This is a genomic window from Actinomadura sp. 1N219, from assembly GCF_044326405.1.
Lineage (GTDB): Bacteria > Actinomycetota > Actinomycetes > Streptosporangiales > Streptosporangiaceae > Spirillospora.
Genome location: NZ_JBIRAY010000013.1, coordinates 1 through 20,501, shown reverse-complemented (window position 1 = coordinate 20,501; position 20,501 = coordinate 1). Strand labels below are relative to the sequence as shown.

At 66.6% G+C, this 20,501-nt stretch carries 23 protein-coding genes and 1 pseudogene; 7 read left to right on the top strand and 17 right to left on the bottom strand.

Annotation, left to right across the window (positions count from 1 at the left end; genetic code table 11):
* Positions 1 to 171: 171 nt before the first annotated feature.
* On the top strand, positions 172 to 1,065 hold the full coding sequence (locus tag ACH35V_RS32500) for a tyrosine-type recombinase/integrase (protein WP_395978345.1): 894 nt from the start codon (positions 172 to 174) through the stop codon (positions 1,063 to 1,065).
* A 62-nt stretch (positions 1,066 to 1,127) separates the two neighbouring features.
* On the opposite strand, the gene ACH35V_RS32495 is transcribed toward ACH35V_RS32500, so the two are convergent.
* Together ACH35V_RS32495 and ACH35V_RS32490 are read right to left on the bottom strand one after the other, a co-directional pair.
* Complete coding sequence (locus tag ACH35V_RS32495; RefSeq protein WP_395978343.1) at positions 1,128 to 1,367, bottom strand: hypothetical protein; 240 nt, start codon at positions 1,365 to 1,367, stop codon at positions 1,128 to 1,130.
* A 48-nt stretch (positions 1,368 to 1,415) separates the two neighbouring features.
* Positions 1,416 to 1,610, bottom strand: a complete 195-nt coding sequence (locus tag ACH35V_RS32490; RefSeq protein WP_395978341.1) for a hypothetical protein — start codon at positions 1,608 to 1,610, stop codon at positions 1,416 to 1,418.
* Between ACH35V_RS32490 and ACH35V_RS32485 the strand changes: the two genes are divergently transcribed.
* A complete protein-coding gene (locus ACH35V_RS32485) occupies positions 1,603 to 2,124 on the top strand; it encodes a transposase family protein (protein WP_395978339.1) in 522 nt (173 codons plus the stop codon). The two genes, ACH35V_RS32490 and ACH35V_RS32485, sit on opposite strands and share 8 nt — an antisense overlap.
* Positions 2,125 to 2,488: 364 nt before the next feature.
* Complete coding sequence (locus ACH35V_RS32480) at positions 2,489 to 3,037, top strand: AAA family ATPase (RefSeq protein WP_395978337.1); 549 nt, start codon at positions 2,489 to 2,491, stop codon at positions 3,035 to 3,037.
* A 316-nt stretch (positions 3,038 to 3,353) separates the two neighbouring features.
* On the opposite strand, the gene ACH35V_RS32475 is transcribed toward ACH35V_RS32480, so the two are convergent.
* The 8 genes from ACH35V_RS32475 to ACH35V_RS32440 all read right to left on the bottom strand — a co-directional run bounded on the left by ACH35V_RS32475 (position 3,354) and on the right by ACH35V_RS32440 (position 11,192).
* Positions 3,354 to 3,758 carry a hypothetical protein gene (locus ACH35V_RS32475; protein ID WP_395978335.1) on the bottom strand — a complete coding sequence of 135 codons (405 nt, stop codon included), beginning with the start codon at positions 3,756 to 3,758 and terminating at the stop codon, positions 3,354 to 3,356.
* A 110-nt stretch (positions 3,759 to 3,868) separates the two neighbouring features.
* The gene (locus ACH35V_RS32470) at positions 3,869 to 4,321 is read right to left on the bottom strand and encodes a hypothetical protein (protein WP_395978333.1); all 453 of its coding nucleotides are present in this window, start codon (positions 4,319 to 4,321) and stop codon (positions 3,869 to 3,871) included.
* 866 nt (positions 4,322 to 5,187) lie between these two features.
* Entirely contained in the window at positions 5,188 to 6,504 is a 1,317-nt protein-coding gene (locus ACH35V_RS32465; RefSeq protein WP_395978331.1) for a TIR-like protein FxsC, read from the bottom strand.
* A 105-nt stretch (positions 6,505 to 6,609) separates the two neighbouring features.
* Positions 6,610 to 6,825, bottom strand: a complete 216-nt coding sequence (locus ACH35V_RS32460) for a hypothetical protein (RefSeq protein ID WP_395978329.1) — start codon at positions 6,823 to 6,825, stop codon at positions 6,610 to 6,612.
* A complete protein-coding gene (locus ACH35V_RS32455) occupies positions 6,822 to 8,138 on the bottom strand; it encodes a CHAT domain-containing protein (RefSeq protein ID WP_395978327.1) in 1,317 nt (438 codons plus the stop codon). Before ACH35V_RS32455 ends, ACH35V_RS32460 begins: the two co-directional genes overlap by 4 nt.
* Positions 8,135 to 9,853, bottom strand: coding sequence for a hypothetical protein (locus tag ACH35V_RS32450; protein WP_395978325.1), 1,719 nt, complete (start codon positions 9,851 to 9,853; stop codon positions 8,135 to 8,137). Before ACH35V_RS32450 ends, ACH35V_RS32455 begins: the two co-directional genes overlap by 4 nt.
* Before the next feature lie 26 nt (positions 9,854 to 9,879).
* Positions 9,880 to 10,824 (bottom strand): AAA family ATPase, encoded by a 945-nt coding sequence (locus ACH35V_RS32445; RefSeq protein WP_395978323.1) that lies wholly within the window; start codon positions 10,822 to 10,824, stop codon positions 9,880 to 9,882.
* Complete coding sequence (locus tag ACH35V_RS32440) at positions 10,821 to 11,192, bottom strand: CU044_2847 family protein (protein ID WP_395978321.1); 372 nt, start codon at positions 11,190 to 11,192, stop codon at positions 10,821 to 10,823. The genes ACH35V_RS32445 and ACH35V_RS32440 overlap by 4 nt, the downstream gene beginning before the upstream one ends.
* A 1,088-nt stretch (positions 11,193 to 12,280) precedes the next feature.
* Between ACH35V_RS32440 and ACH35V_RS32435 the strand changes: the two genes are divergently transcribed.
* The 3 genes from ACH35V_RS32435 to ACH35V_RS32425 all read left to right on the top strand — a co-directional run bounded on the left by ACH35V_RS32435 (position 12,281) and on the right by ACH35V_RS32425 (position 14,927).
* Positions 12,281 to 12,721 (top strand): hypothetical protein, encoded by a 441-nt coding sequence (locus tag ACH35V_RS32435; RefSeq protein WP_395978319.1) that lies wholly within the window; start codon positions 12,281 to 12,283, stop codon positions 12,719 to 12,721.
* Positions 12,722 to 12,922: 201 nt separating this feature from the next.
* Positions 12,923 to 13,306 (top strand): hypothetical protein, encoded by a 384-nt coding sequence (locus tag ACH35V_RS32430; RefSeq protein ID WP_395978317.1) that lies wholly within the window; start codon positions 12,923 to 12,925, stop codon positions 13,304 to 13,306.
* 31 nt (positions 13,307 to 13,337) lie between these two features.
* Positions 13,338 to 14,927, top strand: coding sequence for a caspase family protein (locus ACH35V_RS32425; RefSeq protein ID WP_395978316.1), 1,590 nt, complete (start codon positions 13,338 to 13,340; stop codon positions 14,925 to 14,927).
* 785 nt (positions 14,928 to 15,712) lie between these two features.
* On the opposite strand, the gene ACH35V_RS32420 is transcribed toward ACH35V_RS32425, so the two are convergent.
* From ACH35V_RS32420 to ACH35V_RS32410, 3 genes and pseudogenes are all read right to left on the bottom strand, one after another.
* Positions 15,713 to 15,961, bottom strand: a complete 249-nt coding sequence (locus tag ACH35V_RS32420; RefSeq protein WP_395978314.1) for a hypothetical protein — start codon at positions 15,959 to 15,961, stop codon at positions 15,713 to 15,715.
* Between the two features lie 31 nt (positions 15,962 to 15,992).
* Positions 15,993 to 16,163, bottom strand: a complete 171-nt coding sequence (locus ACH35V_RS32415; protein WP_395978312.1) for a pentapeptide repeat-containing protein — start codon at positions 16,161 to 16,163, stop codon at positions 15,993 to 15,995.
* Positions 16,162 to 16,227, bottom strand: a pseudogene (locus ACH35V_RS32410) (hypothetical protein); the annotation flags it as partial. The gene ACH35V_RS32415 and the pseudogene ACH35V_RS32410, both read right to left, overlap by 2 nt.
* Positions 16,228 to 16,279: 52 nt before the next feature.
* On the opposite strand from ACH35V_RS32410, the gene ACH35V_RS32405 reads away from it, so the two are divergent.
* Positions 16,280 to 16,657 carry a hypothetical protein gene (locus ACH35V_RS32405; RefSeq protein WP_395978310.1) on the top strand — a complete coding sequence of 126 codons (378 nt, stop codon included), beginning with the start codon at positions 16,280 to 16,282 and terminating at the stop codon, positions 16,655 to 16,657.
* A 23-nt stretch (positions 16,658 to 16,680) separates the two neighbouring features.
* On the opposite strand, the gene ACH35V_RS32400 is transcribed toward ACH35V_RS32405, so the two are convergent.
* The 4 genes from ACH35V_RS32400 to ACH35V_RS32385 form a co-directional block, all read right to left on the bottom strand.
* Positions 16,681 to 17,010: a hypothetical protein gene (locus ACH35V_RS32400; protein ID WP_395978308.1), complete on the bottom strand. Its 330-nt coding sequence runs from the start codon at positions 17,008 to 17,010 to the stop codon at positions 16,681 to 16,683.
* 178 nt (positions 17,011 to 17,188) lie between these two features.
* The gene (locus ACH35V_RS32395) at positions 17,189 to 17,563 is read right to left on the bottom strand and encodes a hypothetical protein (RefSeq protein ID WP_395978306.1); all 375 of its coding nucleotides are present in this window, start codon (positions 17,561 to 17,563) and stop codon (positions 17,189 to 17,191) included.
* 482 nt (positions 17,564 to 18,045) lie between these two features.
* Positions 18,046 to 19,035 carry a beta-propeller fold lactonase family protein gene (locus tag ACH35V_RS32390; protein WP_395978304.1) on the bottom strand — a complete coding sequence of 330 codons (990 nt, stop codon included), beginning with the start codon at positions 19,033 to 19,035 and terminating at the stop codon, positions 18,046 to 18,048.
* Positions 19,036 to 19,235: 200 nt separating this feature from the next.
* On the bottom strand, positions 19,236 to 20,138 hold the full coding sequence (locus ACH35V_RS32385) for a hypothetical protein (protein ID WP_395978302.1): 903 nt from the start codon (positions 20,136 to 20,138) through the stop codon (positions 19,236 to 19,238).
* Between the last annotated feature and the right edge of the window lie 363 nt (positions 20,139 to 20,501).

The following is a 20,501-nucleotide window of genomic DNA, read 5'->3' as shown; positions in this document are numbered from 1 at the left end:
TCTTAGAGGGTGGCTTCCGATACTCAACCCCCGGCCGGCCCCGAGCCCCCGCGAACCGGTTCCGAGACTTCACCCCGTCCCGCCGCGGACGCGACACCACCGGGCTGGCGGCACAGGGAGCGGGGTCGGCCGGGCGCCCGGCCGACCCCGCTCCCCCCGCAGTTGCAGGCGGTGTTCGCCGAGTACGAACGCGACATCACCTCGCCGGGCGGGCCACTGGAATCCGGCACCGTCCGCGTCTATATCTCCCGGGTCCGCCAGTACCTGGCCTGGCTCGCCGCCGCCCTCGCCGACGGGACGGTCGCCGGTGACCCGCTGACCGACCCCGCCGCCCGCGACTGGGCCGCCCGCGACTACCGCACCCATCTGCAGACCGTCGCCAAACGCAAACCCGCCACCATCAACGCGCACCTGACCGCGGTCGACGACCTCTACCGCCGCCGCGGGCTGGGCCCCGCCGCCGCCAAACGCGCCGAGATCCCCCCGGCCGCCCCTCGCGCACTGGACCAACGCGACCAGCTCCGGCTGCTGCGCCAGGCCGACCGCGCCCCGCTGCGCGACAAGGCGATCGCCTTCACCGCCTTCTACGCCGGCACCCGCATCAGCGAGACCACCAATCTGGGCACCGGCGACATCCACCTGTCAGCTCGCAAGGGCCAGCTGATCGTCCGGCACGGCAAGAACGGCAAATGCCGCGAAATCCCCCTGCACCCCAAACTCCGTACCGTACTGGAGGAATGGCTGCGCGAACGCTCCGGCTGGAAGGGCGCCGACACCAACCCCGCGCTGTTCCTCAACCGCCGCGGCGGCCGCCTGTCAGCCCGCTCGGCCTACGCCGTGCTGCGCACCATCGCCGACGCCGCAGGCCTGCCCCTGGGCCGCGACGGAATCTTCACCCCGCGCGTCCTGCGCCATACCGCCGGAACCACCATGACCCGCCAGGGCACCGACATCGTCATCGTCGCCGAACTCCTCGGCCACTCCGTCGAAACCGCACGCCGCTACAGCCTGCCCACCCACCAAGACCGGCAGAAAGCCATCGAACGACTCACCACCGACGAGTAACCCCATCAGCTGTGACGGGAGCGCCTGTTCCCAAACCCTTGATCGTTGTTCGGCGCGGGCCGTCAATAGGTCACGTCACCGAAGTCGACCTCGGCCTCCACCCCGGGCCGATGCGACTGCGGCACGAACGCGTTCGGCGGGCCACGGCCCGCCTTGACCCGGATCTCCGGATGGCGCTCCGCGACATAGGCACGCACCATCCGATAGGTCACCTGCGTCGCATCATGCTCATCCACCAGCCGATCGAAGATCCATTTGACAGTGTGCCGCTGCTTCCGGCTCAAATTCCGTGAAGTGGTCACGGAGTGTGCTCTCTAGGCGGTGAGACGGGCCGAATCGCGGTTGAGTAACTATGCGCGCATGCGTGCGGCCGCATCGTCAGGATCTTGTTCATCCCGGAACTGATCCCTACGAGCGGCCGCGAGGTCATTGTGCTGCATGCCCGCACGGGCGAGAACCCCTGCGGCGTCGATCTGCTCTTCCCGCACCTGAAGGATGTGCAGATCGATGGTGTTACCGAAAGACCAGGACGGTGTCGTGGTCACCGCGCGGACCCAGACCACAAGCTCGGTCTGCCACCAGTGCGGGACACTGGCCGCCCGGCGCCATAGCCGCTACCGTCGTCGGCTGCACGACCTGGCGGCGGGTGGCAGACCGGTCGTGATCGTCATGGAAGTGAGCCGGTTCTTCTGCGATAACACCGCGTGCGGACGGCGTACGTTCGCTGAGCGGGTTCCGGTGGTGACGAGGCGGCACGGCCGCCGCACGGCGTTGCTGCACCGGTTATTGGAGCGGCTCGGGCTGGCCTTGGCGGGCCGGGCGGGCCGGGCGGGCGCGCGGCTGGCGGGCCTGCTCGGGTTGCGTGCGAGCAGGTCCACGCTGATCCGCCTGGTCCAAGCCTTTCCGGACCCGCCGGTCGGCAAGGTCCGCGTACTGGGGGTGGACGACTTCGCCACCCGGCGTGGGCACGTCTACGGCTCTGTGCTGATCGACATGGACACCCACCGCCCGATCAAATGGGCTAGTTCTTGCTGGTCACTTGATCATCACTATCTCTGAAAGGGGTAAGGTGGCTCGGCCAGTCATGCCGTCTCCTGAACCGCTTGCACGATGCACCCCTTGCATGCATGATCCAACCTTCAGACGGAGGCGTTTGATGGGCTGGAGGGCCACGTGCGGCAGGTCGATCTGGCCCGATCAGAGCCACGCACCTGACACGACGCCTCAGAGGTCTCGGCATCCAGGCCGGCCAAGCACGCTCCACCGCCCTGTTCCAACTCGCTACCGAACTGCCCGCCGCCCTGCTGGCCCGCATGCTCGGCATCCACATCGACGTCGCAGTCACCTGGCAACACCTCTCCGCCGGGGACTGGATGACTTATGCCACCGACGTCAGCCGCCGACCTGCAAAGGAGAACGGGCCGTGACCTCAACAACGCCGCGCCAGGCCATCATCCTCATCACCGGGATTCAGGCCGCCGGAAAGTCGACCATTGCGCAGATGCTCGCCGAGCAACTACCGCAGTCGGTGCACATCCGAGGCGACCTGTTCCGCCTCATGGTGATCAACGGGCGGGCCGACATGACACCTGACCCCTCCGACGAGGCAGTACGGCAACTACGACTGCGCCACCGATTGACGGCGTCCACCTGCGATGAGTACTTCCGGCATGGGTTCACAGTCGTCGCCCAGGACATCATCCTCGGCAGCCACCTCACCGAGATGATCCAAACGATCCAGCAGCGGCCGTTGCTCGTCGTCGTGCTCGCCCCGCAACCCGACGCCGTCGCCGCTCGTGAAGCAACCCGGAGCAAGAACGCCTATAACCGGTGGACCATCGACCATCTCGACCACGGGCTCCGCACCCAGACACCCCGCCTTGGCCTCTGGCTCGACACCTCCGATCAGACCCCGACCGAGACCGTCAACGAGATCCTCCAACGAGCATGGACCGAGGCCAGAATCACGTGACCTGACACCTATTCGGACAGTGATCTCCACTGACCTGCGCCGTGTCGCTCAGGCACGCCGCGACCTCGCCCTCCAGCACCTGCTGACGGACATCCGTAAGGGCTGGCGTGCGGTCGTGGGAGTGCTGTCTGGTGGCCGGGGTTTGTGCTGGTGGGCGGTCAGTCGAGTGCTGCTAGGCGGCCAGGTGAAGTGGCGGTAGGCGGAAAGTGAATGGTGCTGCTGTGGAGGAGCATTGAGGAAAGCATCGGTGCTCTGGAGAAAAGCTCCCGGCCAGATGGCCGGGAGCAGGGGGATGGTTGGATTGCGCCTGGTGGGCCTACTCGGTGACTGTGGTCCAGGGCCGACATTTTATTTCGATATTGTTGTCCCAAGCGCAGGCTTTGAACTTGGCCTTTTCGCCTTTGGTGAAGCCCGGGATGCGCACGTGTTCGATCTCGCCATAGGTGGCGTGGACCGTCCTTTTCCAGGAGTCATGGACCACCGTCATTTTGACGGAAAAGCCTTGCGGGAAGATGTCGTCGTCGAGGGTCAGGACATCCATATCATCGTCGCCGGCCCAGTCGTCCCATCTGACCTCGCCGTAGGCGTTGCCGCTCCCGATGTACCAGTGCGCTCCGTCCGGGGTACCGGCGCGTGGAGCCGCCGAGGCTGAGGTGGCGAACATACCCAGGGCGAGGATGGCCGTCCCGGTGGCCAGTGCCGCGCGGACGTAATTCTTCATGATGTTCTCCCCGTGTTGTCGAGCACCAAACGAAAGCCCTAGCTTGAAGGGCTGAATGCTTTCGCGAGGGATGGTCCGGTAGCGAGCCGTCCAGCCTGCGTCTGGTAGGCCTACTCGGTGATGGTGGTCCAGGGCCGACAGATGACTTCCTCGCCGTTGTCCCAAGCGCAGGCCTTGAACTTGGCCTTTCTGCCCTTGGGGAAAGGGCCAGGCATATCCATCATAACCAGCTCGCCATTTTTGGCGTGGACGGTTTTTTTGTGGGAGCCGTTGACTACCGTCATTTTGACGGAAAAGCCGGACGGGAAGAAGTCGTCAGAGAGCCACAGGTCATCTACGTCGGGGCTGCCTTTACCCCGATAGTCTATCCACAGGACATTGCCGTAGGCGTTGCCGCTCCCGATGTACCAGCGCGACAAATGCGGGGTGCCGGAGCGCTGGGCCGCCGAGGGCGAGTTCGGGGTGTCGGCGCGTTCGACCGCCGAGGCCGAGCCGGCGAAGGTCCCCAGAGCCAGGACGGCCGCCCCAGTGGCCAGCCCGGCCCGGACGTACTTCTTCTTCATGGTGTGCTCCCCCGTGCAGTTGAGGTGACAAATCGGAAGGCTGCCACCTCACTCCAAGGGCCACAAACCCTATTTGGGCGGACTAATGGGTACTGCCGTCGCAGGGTTTCGCGCCGGTAGGCGCCGAGCCACCACAAGCCTCCAGTTCCCCGGGGCGTGCGAGTGGCGAGACGCATGCTCGGGGGCCAGGAGTCCGTGGATAGAACGAAGCCCCCGCCGCTACTTCGGCGGGGCCCAGTTCGTCTTTGGGCAATCCCACCCTGATCACCGGCCGGCACTTCTCCTGTCCGCCTGCCAGCACCTGCTGGCCACCTACTGGCAATCGATCTGTCCACCAGGCTGCAATCGGCGGTCCGCCCCACGACACCAACCGTCTCCGTCGAACAGCACCCACCAGTCCGCCTACCTGCACTTTTCTGTGTCCGCTAGCAACACCCTAAGGACCACGAGATCTACGAGGCCGAGACCCGCGCCTACGGCAACGCCGCGGCCATCGCCGAAGGCGACACCAGCATGGCCCGCGTCCTCACCGCCCACACCTCCGCCACCGAGTGACCCTCACGAACTGTCACCACTTCACGGAATTTGAGCCAGATCCACTACTCACCGACAAATCCACACGATAGTCGGCGTTGACCACGTCAGGGTCCGCATCGGACAACCCGTCATGGGAGCCGGGTTCGACGTAGATCAACAGGGCGTACCGCATCGCAACCTCCAGGGCATTGGACTCTCACCCCTACGACGAACGAGCTGCCGCACATGGGACATCACCCATGCTCCGAATTCCGGCGCTCCCAGGGCTCGTCGCCAATCCTGTTGCTGATAGCGCCGAGAGGCTCCGCACGTTGTTTCCGCTGCGGTCGCTACCTCTTCGGAGCTTCATAATTTGATGGGGCATGGCTTGGCGGCTTGCCGACAGACGGCTCTTCCGTGCTCCTGAGGTAGCGACTGAGCGCATCGTTGACGGCGGTGGCCAGCGCGTCCCGGAAAGCGTCCAGGGACGTGACCCGGGCGGCCGATCCCGCCAGTGCGGTTCCGATCGGCAGGGCTTCCCTCAGATCCTCGCTGAGAGAGTCGGCGGCCTCACTCGTCTGTGGGTCCTCTTCGTTGAACGGTGCCAGGAGGTGGACGGCGTCGCGGTCGATCTGCCGGAGCAGTTCGCCGATGTCCTTGTCCTTGACGGCCCACGGGTCGACCACCAGCACGCGGGGCCCGTCGATCGGTTCCCGCGGAGGCTCGTCGATGGTCTCGATGAGCACTTGGTGCCCGAGTTCACTAAGCACACGCTCGGCAAACGTGCCGATGGGGAGGGTATGGTCCTCGCCACGAAACGGCAGCCACTCTCGGGTCGTCCGGCCGTAGTAGTAGGCGTCGCGTTCGGGCCTCAGGCCATCGATTGTCTGCGCGGCCAGGATGAGCCGGATGGGGGGTCGCCGTGATCCCGTCGAGGTCTCGGAGAACGGGCTCCGCAGCGTTGACAAACGGGGGATGGGGGCCGAATCGAGGTCGCACGCCGCGGCTCGATCCTTGATGACCGTGGCGAGCCGCAGGATCGTCTCCTTGTACTGCTCGCGGAAACGGCCCAGCTTCATGATCCTGTAGATGCCCTCCAGCGCGTACGCGGACGGGAATTCCGGTGGAACGTTCTGCATGCTGTGGAGCGGCTCGGGGATCTCGCTGATGTCCATCTTCGTCCACCACACCGGAATGATCGCGGGCGGACGATCGAGCCCGGCGGTATGCGCGTGGTACCGCTTCAGGAACGCCGCCCATTCCTTGCCGCAGTACTCGCTGGTGAAGTAGGACGGGGAGAACAGCGCGACGAAGACGCGGCAGTTCGCGAGCGCATCGGCGAGCTGATCGGGCCACTCGCTGCCGACCGGAATCTGCCTGTCCATAAACCCGGGATTCAACGTGCCCGTAGCCTGGCCGATGTCATGACAAAGATCGTTGAAGAACTTCGCCACCCAGCGGTCGGAGTCCTCGGGACGGTAGCGCGACCTGGCATAACTCAGGTAGAAGAAGGGGCGCCTTTCTTCAGGCAGTTGTCTCCCTCTCGCCGTCCCGGTTCCCTGTGGAGGTTGCCTTATCGTTTGGGGTACTTCAGCGGGCTGTCGTTTGGGTGGGCTCGGTTCCTCCTCGCCAGAGACGACTACACGCAGTTCATCGGAACGCAGCACCGCTCCGCCCTGGCTGAGAACGGTGAGCGCTAGGTGGTGTCTGCCTGGGTCGGCCGAGGGCTTCGCGGTGACGATGAATCGCGTCGGGCTGTAAGTGCCGCCGAATCAGTGAACGATGACGGTGTTGTCGTCCACCGACTCCACGCGGAACGAGGTTCCGCCGTCGAGGACGCAGGTGAGCGGGATCTCCTCGGCCTCGTAGGGCCATGCTCCGCTTTCTTGCCGGAGCCGGAAATCGACGGTGACGAGATGTTCCTCTCCGCGACGCATGTGATTCGGCCAGCCGATCAAGGGCTGCAAATTGACAAGGTTCTCGCTCATGCCCCCTCGACCTTCCGCGGTTGTAGTTCAAGAGCGGTCTCCGGGGCGCCGTAGTAGACGTACATGAAGGCGTGGAACAGCGGGAACAGTTGGCGGGCGGCAGCGTTGTCGGTCCCGCGAGACGGCGCCGGCGTGGCGTTGGCGATCTGGCGGCGGTAGTCCCGCAGTGCCCTTGCGATCGGCACGTGACCGTCCCGCATGATCTGGGAGATGAGCCGGCGCGCCGCCTCGTGGCCGGCCTGCATGCCGACCGCTCCGAGCGTCCCGATGAAGCCGGACGCGCCGGAACGTAGAAAGACTTCGGCGAAGCCACGGAGAGTCGCGTCGTCCAATTCTGGGTCGAACGCCAGCCGACCAGAGTGGCAGGCGTTGAGAAATACCACGCTTCCGGAGTTCGATATTCGACGGAAGGTGAGCGAGTCGATGTCCCGCACCGTCAGGAAATCGTTCTCGGAACGCCCGTCGAAAAGCTTTATTTTCGCTCCGGAGGGTGTTTCATCCGACCGTGCTGCAGGATAGCCGCCATGGCAGGCGATATAGACGAAGGCGACGGGATCCCCCGGCTGGTCGAGATGCCGGAAAAGGTCGTCCAGCGAGGTGTCCCAGATTCGGGCATTGAGCTGTTCGAGCAGCACGCGGTCAACCCGCATATCGTGGTGGATGAACGCGGCCACATCGCCTCTGCATGTCTTCGCAGCGCGTCGTGTGCCGTCCAGCTGACGCCGTTCGATCGCCGTCGTGGACCTGGTCACGTCGACGAGGGCGCCGAGCCATCCGTTTGGAAGTTCCGCGTGGGCCTGATGGTCGAGCCATAGCAGTTCCCAGGGCAGGTCGTAGTCGGTGAGGTCCAGTATCACCAGCTGGGTGTCGTCCCCGTGCGCGCGGCGTACGTCGGCCAGCCAAGAGTGGAGCTGCTCGTTCAAATGGACGGACCACGATCTGAGGCGCTTCCACGTTTCGGCCGGAGACTCACCGTCCTCCTCCGGACTGATCAGGGAACCGAGCGCCAGCCGCGGCGGCCGCGCCTGGGTTCGCGGGGCCGTGTAAGGGAGTTCGATGCCGCAGCAGCAGCTGCCCGCGAGCCCGAAGATCTCGGCGCCCTCGCTCCTGTCCCGGGTCACGACCAGCCGTGCGACTCCGGGCGGCAGGCTGGCCGCCAGATCGGAGAGGGCGGGGCTGAACGACACCGGTGGCGGCGAAGTCTTCGGCAGTTCCTTGTGCCGTGCGCCGGTGGAGCGCGGGCGCCGTTGCGCACCTGATTGGAGCCTCTGCCCGCTCAGTACTTTGTTGAGGCGGCTCATCGCTCCGGTCATGTCCGCCGTTCCACCCGGTCAGGAATCAGCTGAGCCCCCAGGGCCTCCGACAGAAGGTCGGTGAGACGGGTGTTGTGCCGCGGTCCGGGGGCGACCACGACAGTGTCGATGTGCCCGATGGTGCGGATGGTCCGCGCGGCCCGAAGACTGTCCTGGAATCCCTCGCTGCCGGTGAAGTCCGGGAGGGTGCCGCGCCGGCTCGCATCCAACGGCACGTTGCCGCGTCCATCGGTGACGACGACGAGGAGCGCGTCGTCCGACGGAAGGCGTCCGCGGTGGACGCGGTCGCGAAGCAGCGAGGCCGCCAGCTCCAGCCCGTGCGCGAGTGGCGTGCACCGCCCTGGTGGCCGATCGAGCGCGTGCAGCACCCGCGGATCGAGCAGGTTCGCGGCGACGAACCTCTGGGCACGCGCTTCGCAACTCGCCTCGCGGCTCCCGACTTCCACCACACAAACGGTGGCGCGGCTGGAGTAGGCCCATTGGAGGTACGGAGCCAGAGGGCCGCTCCAATCCCAATCGGCGGCACGGCACGTGTGATCGAGGACAAGGGTCAGGAGTTTCCGAGGCCTCATCGCGCGCCGGTATGAGCGGAGATCCGCCGCCCGCATGTGCATCGCATGCCGGGCCCGGTCGTGGACGGGGCAGCGTACGGCCTGGTGGCGAGCCGCCTCGAGGAAGGTCGCCACGATGGCGATGTCATCCACATGGTCGGCGTCGCGGGTGCCGATGGGCCAGCCACCGTCCAACGCGGATCGCGCCTTCCTGGCAGGGCTCGGGCGGAGTGAGCCGGGATCCCTTCTGACCTCCACGGCGTCCTCGGGATAGGGTGTAAAGGCTTCTCCACCAATGGCATGGTCGCCGGGTTGGAGCGGTTCCGGCCCGTCAGCCTCGGCCACCTCCCTCACGGTGACGCCCTGTTCCGCCGTCGGCTCCAACGTGCCGCCGACAAGGCCGTCTAGGTCCAGTGCTCCGATATCGGTGGTGAAATTCATTTCTTCGAACAGACCCATGAGTGAAGCGGCGGCGTCTACGTCCGCCACCGTTGTGACACCCTGGCCCCTGAGCGTCGCCAATGCGCGGGCGAGTCGCGCGAGCGCCAGCTCTCTTCGAACACCCGGTGAGGTGCTACCGGTGAGTGTGGTGACGTAACGAATCACCTCGGCCGGGGTGCCGGCGAGGCGGCCATCGGTGGAAACCGGTCTCGCCTGCGGCGCGCCGTTCACCGATTCCGCCGTCAATCCGCGCGCGTTGATCCGGATCGGGAACCGGTCAAGGAGATGCGGCGATACACGTCCGGCATCCGCCCGTGCGCAGGCGGCGACCCAGCGGCTCAGCGAAGGCCATGTGCGGGTCAGCCCGTTGCGTTCCAGATGGGCGACTTCCGCGCCTAACAGCATTATCGCGGCGCGGCGTTCGGCCAGCCCGAGCCGCGCGAGGTCAGCCGCGACGACGACAGGAGGAGGCCCCTGCCGCAGGCCGACGAGCCGGCCCGGTGAGACGCGGATTCCGCGGCCTTCCTGCGGTGCCACGCTGCTCCAGAGCGCGTCCTCGCTCCCGCTGGAGCCCACATGGACGACGCGCGGCCTGCCCGTCGTATCGGCCAGCGAGTCCGCGAGCCGACGGCCGAGCGGCACCACGATCTCCGGCCGGAGGTCGAACAGCAGCACACCGCGAAGTTCGGGGTCGAGGGCCGCACAGGTGAGCGCCGTGGTCACCCGCTGAAATACGCGGGCGGACGCCGCTACCGCCGTGTGATGTCCACCAGCCGCTTCTGATCCTCTTCGGTCCACTCGATCGCCTCCCCGAAAGCCGCGTCCGGAAGCCGATGCGCCAGCGCGTACGGAGCGACCTCGCACACATCGTCCACCGTAGGCGTGATCCTGCCCTGCAGTGCGGCGAAGGCCCTGGCCGCCAAGGCCATCACGATGTCGCCGCGGTGTCCGGCGACGCGGAACTCCGCGGCGACCGTGGCCGACAACCGGACAATGTCACCGGGCAGGGCATGGCGGCTTGCCAGTTCCCGGGCCAGGTCCAGCAGTTCCCGGCGGTTCCGATCAAGCCGCCGCCCCTCGTCCAGCCAGGCCGAACCGGACGCGGCCTTCTCCGCCTGGAATCGCAGCACCGTTTCGACGATCTCCTGCCGAGCGGCAGGGGAGGTCTCCGTCACGATGGGAACCAGCAACCCGAAACGGTCGAGAAGCTGCGGACGCAATCCGCCTTCCTCGGGGTTCATCGTGCCCACGAGCGTGAATTCCACCGGCACTTCCGGACGATCCAGGCCCTCCCGCTGGACGTTGAGGACTCCCGTCGACGCCACGTCCAGAATGAGGTTCACCAGATGGTCGTCGAGAAGGTTCACTTCGTCGATGTACAGCAGGCCGGTCTCGTTCGCCCTCTCCAGCAGCCCCGGCTGCTCCTTGGTCTCACCGGCCATCAACGCGTCGATCCGCCACCCGCCCAGCACCCGGTCGTCGGTCGCATTGATGGGAAGGGTGACCGGCAATGAGCCGAACACCATCCGGCTGAAGGCGCGGACCGCCGTCGACTTCGCCGTCCCCCGTTCACCGGTGATCAGCAACCCGCCGATTCCGGGCTCGACATAGGTCAGTTCCAAACACATGCGAAGTGCGTCCTGACCCACCAGATAGCTGTAGGGCAGGATGGACACACCAGGCTCGGTGATCATGGGCGGTCGTCCCCATTGCCGCGGTCGTCCCTCCAGCGGAGCGTGACCTGGAGTTGCCCTCCGGACGTCAACTCGACGATCTTCGCCCCCACCTTGCCGTCAACCTTCACAGCGAGCTGGAGCTCGACCTCATTCGGCCGCCCGGCCTCGGACATCGTCTCGAACTGGGCCGCGACCTCCTCGGCGCAATGCCGGACGAGCGCGATGGCCTCTGTGAAGACCGGCCGGCTGACACGGAGCGCCTTGTCCGCAAGACCCCGCGTCTCCACCCCGTCATAGAGATCCCCGTGATCGGTCGAGGTCGCATCCTCGATCTCGATCTGGATCGCGCCTCGACCGGGACGACTCTCGTCCACGACCACCGCCATAAGGGCCCCTTTCAGCACGCTCGGGGAGCATCTCCCGCGAACAACCCACCCTATTGTGGATATGCCGCCGAAGGTGTGCCATCCAAGCATTTGCCGGTTAGTCAAGACCGTTACGACCATCGGCCCACGAGTCCCGTCACGACCACCGGCCACGGCAACCACCCCTGACCTCTTCTGGACACGTCGTGAGCCTTCATGACACACCACGAAGCCGATCCCGCCGAGGGCGGTGAAAGAGGCGTTGCCATGTGGACGTGGATAGTGCCACACCCGCGCAACATGGAAAAATGCCCGTGCAGGAAACGAGATATTCCCATTCCTGCGCATTGGAGGGACTGCAGCGACGTCGTACCTGAGCACGATGCGCCGGTCCACGAGGCGACGGCCCGCTCGGCCTGCTCGCCGTCATCGGTGCCGCCATAGCCCGTTCGGCGCGCCAGCAAGGCCATCGGCGACGTCAGGGACCGCAGCGGTCAGGCAGACCATCTGCCCTAAGGCACGGCGCATGGCCGGGGCGGCGACCCTGGTGATCACGCTGGCCGTGTGCGAGTGGTCGCGCAGCACGGGCTCGTCCTGACCGTCCAAGAGGTCCCGAACAGCTCGCAACTTGGCGCGCTGCCCGGCTGGGCCGGACGCCCGCCAGCGACCAGGGCCGTGCTGCTCCAGACTTCGATTATCCGCTCCCAGACCTATGGCCGAGAAAAGCCCGCCGCAGACCAGCACGAAAGGGCGAGGCACTGGCCGCCCGTCCCCGGCGGTGGGGCTGCCCCCTGGTCTGGCCTAGTTTCATCTCCGGCTCCTGACCAACGAAAAGCCCGCGCGCAGAGACTCCAGCCTGGCCAGCGCGTTCCGACATCGCCACGACCTCGCTCCCAGTCTAGGCATCGCATACATGCACGCTTCGCGGCAGTCGCCCTACGACTGGCTGAGCCTGAATCCACCGATCAATATCGGGTGACGATGGTGCGGTAATGCAGAGAGGTGCCCTCTGAATTGGGAAGATGGGAGTTCTTCACGCTTCCATGGACCCGGTTCGGGTGGGCACCTCGTTAGTGCGATTGTCTCACGTTGCCAGCAAGACGCATTCGGTGTTCGACGACGAGCACGTCATCGCTTATGGCGGTCTGGTGCCGGTGATGCAGCTGGCCGAGCGCTGTGGCCTGCCGGGCCTGGTCATCGAGCACGTCCGGGACCGTGAGCGGTGTGGGGCCAATGACGCGGCGAAGGTCTGCTCGATCGTGGCGGGGATGGCCGCGGGCGCCGATGGACAGACCGCAGGCGCCGGTGGACAGGCCGCGAACCGTGCACGGCAGGCCTCGCATACCCCAAACCCGCCACCCACCAGCAGAAACCGCCCCCCGGGCAAGAGATTGGACCAGAAACCAACCAACCGAATTCACGCGGTGGATTCGGGCTCAGATAAAGGGACGCGCTGCCACCTGCCGTACACGCAAGCCATACCAACTCGGTGCGTATGCGATCGGCCGGCCAAGCGGCACGAGCACAGGGCGATCACGACCGCTGGTTAGCGAACCTGTCGCCGCCGATCAGCAGGTAAGACACCAAACGCGGGTGCAAGAACGGGCGGGCGGAACGAGCTGGGCCAGCGTGATTCAGTTGAGGCTGCGGGACGTCCTGTTAGCGAGATGATCGGGCTCGGGCACGTCCGGGCCGCTAGCATGATTGATCCCCAATCACCGCAATTTTAGGGACGTCACCTCGTGTCTGAGATGTCTGATGCAGCGGACCTGCAGGTAGTTGTCGAGGGTGCGGAGGCCGCGACTCACTATGTGGGGTTGTGCGACTGGCTTGGTTTGGAGGATGAACTGCGAGGGCGGGTACGACCTCAGCGGCGGGCGCCAAAGCCGGGAGAGATGGGCGCGTCGGTGGAGTTGCTGACGGTGGCGGTGGGCTCCGGTGGCGCAGTGGTGGTGCTGATCCAATCGGTGTGCACCTGGCTCACCTCCCGCGGTGCCGACGTCAAGGTCACCGTCAGCGCTGATGACGGGCGGCGTATCGAGGTGGACGTCCGTCGTGCCGCGGACCCGGCGGCGGTGCTGCGCGAGGTGGCGGAACAGTTCCCGGCGGCCGGCGAGCGGCATAGTGAGTCATAAACCGCTCCTGGATGGTAAGGGCAGCCGGGCGGTGCTCATCGGGGCAGGTGCCTTCCGCGACCCGGAGTTGCCTGACATTCCGGCTGTGCGCGCGAATCTGGAAGACCTGCGCCAAGTGCTGACGCATCCCGTACATGGCCTCCTCGCCGCCGAGCATTGCCAGGTATTGGCCGATCCCGCGGACCAGGCAGCTGTCGGCGTGGCCTTGACCACCGCTGTCCGCGAGGCGGAAGATCTGCTGCTGGTCTACTACTGCGGCCACGGGGTCCTCGACGACACCGGAGTGCTGCACTTCGCTCTGACCGGCACGGACGCCGAGCACGTTGGCTTTTCCGCCATCCACGTCGACCTTGTCAAACGCATGGTCGGCAGCGCTCGCGCCAAAGCCCGCGTGCTCCTACTGGACTGCTGCTTCTCCGGCCAAGCCGTCACGGTCATGAGTAGGCGGAAAAGCCTCGCCCTGGGGCAGCTTGACCTGACGGGCACCTATACCCTGACGTCCACGCCTGCCACCTCCCTCTCTCACGCCCCACTCGGTGCCCGCAACACCGCCTTCACCGGAGCGTTGCTGGACGCGCTACGAATACCCGGCCCGCTCACCCTGGATCAGATCCACCACCACATTGACCAAGAGCTGGCCGGCCGAGGCCTCCCGCGCCCGCAACGCCGCTCTGTCGGCGCCGCCGGAAACCTCACCGTGACGCGGGGGCCAATCCAACCCCCACTCCCGCCCCTACCTGCCGCCACCGCTTCCCGGCCCCGCAAGAAGCCGCCGAGCGCCAAGGCGAAGACCGGCCGTGCCGTGCTCGCGATGTTGCCGCTCGCACTACTCCAGGGCAGCACCCACGTACCCCAAGCGCCGGACTCATTCCTCGATACCACGCAAGTAGTGGCGGGAGTCTGGCAAGACGGCGCAGGAGATCGGAGTCACGAAGCGGATTCAAGCTACAACGCTGACGTCATCATGGGATTGCTCAATCGTACCGACTTCAACGGTGTTATCACGCTCAGGAGAGTCGCGCGAGAGGATGCGATAAACTCACTGAGGAGTCAGCAGGTCCACATTGCAGGCACGCTGGGCATAACTTCATTTAGAGAACAGCAAGTCGACTTTATCGGACCGCTCGCGTCCTCGCGACTGGGTGTGTTGGTTCGCAGCGATGATACACATATAGAAAAAATATCGGACCTTTCCCGACGGACCGTATGCATGATTGCCGGCTCGACGTCGATCGATGATTTGACGAAGGTCGAAAAGGGGGCGCGGATCGTCCTGGAAAAGGATTTTGGTGACTGCCGTACCGGCCTATTGGCGAGCAAAGTGAACGCGATCGTCGGAGACCGGTTGACGCTCGCCGGCATGCAGCTGGCAGATCGGCAGGATACCAAACTTGTCGACGGGATCAGGTTCGGCCCTCGCACCTCCACGGGTTTCGCGATAGCCAAAGGCAATCACGATACCTGCCAACGCCTCCGAACAGCCTTGCACAACTATGTCGGCAGCAACGATTGGCGGAAGCACTTCAGCGAACGCCTCCCCCTGACCCGGGACTTCCTCGAGGCACAACCCACCTTGGAAGAGATCAACGAAATGTCTTGCCGAGGAAGCACGGCAGGCTGACCTTGAATCCGCCGATCAATATCGGGTGACGTTGGTGCGGTAATGCACAGGACCTGCTGATGATGCTGTGGGCACGGCGATCAACGCGCAACGGCAGGAGCGAGCGGCCAAGCCCAGCGGCGAGCATGGACGGAGCTAGTGGCCGCACCACGCCAGCACGGGCGTCCGCTACCGCGAAACCGCCGGTTCTGCTCTCCCCGCGAACATGCCGCCCGGGTGAGTCGCGATGACCAGACCAGGGCCTCACAACGACTTCACCGGCGACGTCCACGCCGTACTACAAGCCGGCACGGTCCACGGCGGCGTGAGCCTCACTACGCCCGCCCCGTATCCGGCCACGATGCCCGTCCCGGCCCAGCTGCGCGCAGCGCCCGCCTGCCGGGCCGATCGCACCGATGAGCTGGACCTGTTGGACCGATACACCCGACCAGGCGCCCATTCCGACAACCGCCAGACCCCAGCACCGACCACCACGACTCGCCGACCCTGATGGTCATCACCGGTACCGGAGACATCGGCGAAACCGCGCTGGCACTGCGATGGTTGCACCGGCTCCGCCCCCGGCACCGCGACGGTCAACTGTTCACCGACCTACGCTGGTTCTCCGGCGCTCGCCCGGCGCCTCCCGGCGAGGTCCTGGAACGGTTCCTGCGCGCCTGGGCATCGAACCCGACCACCTCCCCCTCACGGTCGACGAGCAGAGCACCTGTTTCGATCAGTCACTGCCGCCCCGCGGCTGATCATCCTGCTCGACAACGCCGCCTCCGCCGCCCAAGTCCCGGCCGCTACTGCCCGGCGCGGGCCGCTGCCTGGTCGTGGTCACCACCCGCCGGACCCTGCCCGGCCTGCGAGTCGAGGGAGCCCACCACCTGAATCTGCAGCCGCTGGACGAGACCGGCGCCCTGCACCTGCTGGACGCCATGGCCGGCACCGACCGCACCCCGGCCGCCCCGGACGCCGCCCGCGCCCTGATCGCCCACCGCGGCCGGCTGCCGCTCACGCTGACCTCCTGCGCGGCGCACCTGGCCACCCACCCCCACACCATCCACCACGACCACCACGTGGCTATGGCGTTCGCACATGGCCCCCGGCAGGACGTCTTGACCTGGCCCCACTGGCGAGGCCGTCCGCGCCCACCGGGTCCGCGCGCCACAGGTCCGCGCCCACCAGGACCGCGCGGTTCAGGTTCGCGTGCGCCAGGTGCGCGCCCTTCAGGTTCGCGCCACAGGTTCGCATCCTGCAAGTCCGCGTCCATCAGGAGCGCGGCCGCCAGGACCGCGCCCCGCAAGTCCGCGTCCATCAGGTTCGCGGGCCACAGGTTCGCGCCCTCCAGGTCCACGGAGCCCGCCTCGATGGAGCCCGCCTACGACCTGACCGACTCCTACGACGCCCTGCATTTCCTGCGAGATCAGGGCCAGCGGTCACAACCGCCGGGCAGATGGCACTACATGGCCTCGTTCCCGGCCTCGCTCAGCCAGTACACCGAGCACCGCCCGAACCACGATGACCTCAGCCAGGACCAAGCCCTGGCCGCGCTCACCCTGATCCACGCGCTGCACGACTGGCTGACCGAGCTGGAGCCCGACGTCATCCCCGTCGCCAGGGCCGCTGGCGCCACCTGGGAGCAACTCGCGCCCGTCCTGCTTGTCGGCGACCGCCGCGCCGCCCAACGCCGATACCGCCGCCCAAGCCGACCTGCAGGCGCACCTGGCCGAGCTGCCCACCGATGACCGTCCCGCACCTTCGTCGCCGCCTACGACGACCTCTTGCAGGGGCGGCCGCGGGCCCGGGCGTAGGGCATGCCAAGACCTCGCCGGGGAGCGATCTGGCGGGGTCTTGGTGGTGCGGGGTGGCGGCCGGGGCGAATGCCGTTGGCGTGGTCGCGGGTGAGCTTGCGCAGTTGGTCGGTGAGTGCGACGACCTGGGCGGTGGTCTGCTCGGATTCGCGGAGCCGGTCGCGGGCCTGCTGGGAGGCGCGCTCGGCGACGGCGACGGGTTGGGTGCCGGCTTGCAGGGCGTGTTGGCACTGCTGGGTGGCGCTCCCCGCCCGGGGCCGAACCGACTCCGATCCGCCGTCCCGCACCGACCTCGGCAGAGGCAGGCCGGTACACCTGTTCCACTCCCTAGGAGGCGGTACGTCGCCACAGGAACGCCGGGCGGCTACCGGGATCTGGGACACCAAGGGACGCGGGTGGTGGGGACGAGCCAGCGCCTCACTCCGAGCAGTCTTAGCCGGGTCGGCTTCACGCAACTACCGGAACTTACTTGGGTTTCCACACGAGCAGTTCCATGGCGTCGGGGTGCAAAGGCGGGTGCCACGCGCAAATGGTGTCGTAGCCCCGCATGCGCCAGTCCCACGCCGCCTCCACGCACTCGTCTTGGGAAGGGTAGACCCCCTTGCTCTCCCACTTGTCGTCCCGGCTGGTCACGGGCGTCGCGATGGCGGGAACCTTGTCAGCCGGGGTGCTGCGGGGCGCCGAGGAAGAAGCGGTGCTGGAAGCGTGAGCTGGTATGCCTGGAGTGAGCGTGGCCAGCAGCGCCGTTGTGCTCAGCGCGCTGCCAACGAGGAGCTTCCGCAAGGTGCGGTGGAGACCGGTAGGCGATGCGGAAGCGTGTTTGGCGAGCAGGTTGCGCATAGGAGTACACCTTCCACGGAGGTTGGGCGTCCACCGGTGCACTACCCAATGAATTTTATTGAACACGGAAAGTAATGGACTGGGCGGCTCGCGTATCCGCTGATGGTGGAAGCTACACCGGTTCGGATGGCCAGCCAGTAGTTGAGCCACCTGCTCACGTGACGAGCTCACCGCCCGACTCCGAGGGTGCCCGGTGGCGGGCTAGAGCCTCTTCAGCTGCCTTCCTGGGTCGCGGACCCGCCGCGGCGGGTCCGCTGACGACGCCCATCACCTGCGCACCCACCGAACCGAGCAGCAGCCCGACGAATCCGCCGAGCCCACGCGGACCAGCACGATCAGATCCGCGGTCCCGCTCGCCTCGATCAGGCCGGCGGCCGCCGGCCCACGCCTGAGCACCGCCCGCACCTTCAGTTCGGGCGCCACCTTCCGGACATGCTCCAGGGAGCCGTTCAGGGTGGCTTCACCAAGGCGGAGTGGGACGGTCAGCGGGCCACGGTGACGACCGAGACGGTGTGGGAGCCGGTATTGGTGACGTAGAGGTAGTCGCCGTCGGGTCCTGCGGCGGTCCAGCGGGGGTCGTCGCCGACGGCGACGTCGCCGAGGACCCGGTGGGTGCGGGTGTCGAAGATGCTGACGGTGTCGGAGCCGGAGTTGGCGACGTAGGCGATGCGGCCGCCGCGGTAGAGGTTGAGGCCGCGGGGGTTGGCGCCGACGGTGATGGTGTCGGTGACGGTGCGAGTGCGGGTGTTGATGACCGAGACGGTCCCGCCGATGGTGTTGGAGATGTAGAGGGTCCGGCCGTCGGGGGTGACGAAGGCGCCGCGGGGTTCGTCGCCGACGGTGATGGTCGCGGCCACCTTCTGGCTGCGGGTGTCGATGACCGCGACGTTGTCGGAGTCGGAGTTGGCGGAGTAGGCGGTGCGGCCGTCGGGAGTGAAGGCGATGCCGCGCGGGGACAGGCCGACGGGGATGTTGCCGGTGACGGCGTGGGTGGCGGTGTCGATGACGGTGACGACGCCGGATCCGGTGCTGCTGACGTAGGCGTGGCGGCCGTCGGGAGCGATTTCGACCCAGCGGGGGGCGTCGCCGACGGTGACGGTCTTGACGACCTTCCGGGTGTGGGTGTCGATCACCGACAGGTCGTCGGAGTCGCGGTTGGGAATGTAGACGAAGTCACCATCGCGCACGAACGCGACGCCGTAGGGGAACTTGCCGACCTCGATGGCGGCGACCGCCTTCCGGGTCTCCACGTCGATGACCGAGACGGTGTTGGAACCGGCGTTGGCGACGTAGGCGGTCTCGTGGTCGGGAGCGAACGCCACCGCGCGGGGGTTGAGGCCGACGTTGATGGTGGCCAGCACGACGGGTTTGTAGGACGGGCGGCCCGCCGGGGCACCGTGACCGGCGGGATGGTCGGCGTGGGCGGCGGGGCCGGGCAGGGGCACGGCCGTGAGGAGCGCGGTACCGGCCAAGAGTGCGAGCGAGGCGGCACGGATTTTCGATGCAGGGCTGTGGTGAGACATCGGGGGTTCCACATCAGTTCTGGGAGTAGGCCGTCGGGCAGACTCCTGGGTTGATGGCCATCCGGCAGGTGAGCACTCTGGGATCGTGCCCTGCCGGTCGGCCGGGAGAATTGATCACTGAGAGAGCGGGTGAGCGTTTGGAGGCGGGATTACTTTGCGGGGGCACGTGTCGGGGCGGAGGGCATCGCCGGGGCCTCGGGTGTGCGCTGGTGGAGAGCTCTGGTGTAAAGGCCGGCCATGAGGATCAGGGCGATCGGCAGGACGTAGTCGCCGTCGCGTTCCACGAATTGGAACCATTCTTGCCCGACGAGGGGCCGCAGCAGTTCGGTGCCGAGTTTCCAGGCCAGCGCGAAGAGCAGCAGCGCCCGCCACGGTTTGATGAGTATGGCCAGGCCGAGCAAGATCTCGAAAGTCCCGAACACCACCATGAGATCGGCGGACTCGACCGTGGAACGGGTTATGCCGAAGAAGTCGAAGAAGTCGTACCAGTAGGGCTTGTCCTCGAAAGCGCCGAATCCGCCGTGGCCGATGAGGAGCAGGGCCAGGCCGCCGCGGGCGGCCCAGTGCGCGGCGATGAGGGAGCGGTCGGAGACGGCGGTCGGCGCGTCGGCACGCCGGAGCCAGCCGCGCACCGACCAGCCTCCCAGTCCGACGAGGATCAGCATGGCCGCCGGCATTCCGTAGTTGCCGCCACGCTCCAGGAACTCCCACCAGCCTTCGCCGACGGCGGGGCGCAGCAGCGCGGTGAACACTCCCCACACGGTGGCGTGCAGCAGCAGGATCCGGGCAGGCCACACCAGGACGAGCAGTCCCACGGTGATGTCGATGGAGCCGGTGATGAAGAACATGTAGTCGAGGGCGAAGTCGGCGGAGATGCCGAACATGTCGTAGTAGGGCAGCCAGGCCCGCGAGCGGCTCAGTCCCGCCCACCCGTGGCCCACGTATTCCACGGCCACTCCGATCCGCAGCAGCCAATACAGTTTGGTCAGGGTCGGAGCCTGGACAATCGCCTCCCACCTGCCCGTCCATTCCCTCGGGGTGATCTGACTCATCTCGAACACCGCCAATCGTGGTCGGATTCTCGAACACCGATGAAGGTAGGCGCGGGCGGCGCAGAGAAACAGTGCAATGCCTGCCAACTTGAGGAGCCGACAGGTCTTCGAAATTGGGCACGGCAAATGCATGACTCCGTGCTCGACGACCGGCATTAATGGCCGAAATCGCAATTAAGTGCGAGACGGGAGGCAATATGTGCGGCCTGGCATGGGGCCGGACCGCACCGGTCGCGCGTGTCGCCCCGAATTTCGGACACGGCGGGGCGCAAAGGTCGAGGAACGGCAGCGAGCGCCCGTTCCGTCGGGCCTGGATGTCGCTGGGGCCCCGGTCAGTGCGGCGGGGGCACGCGGCGCACAATG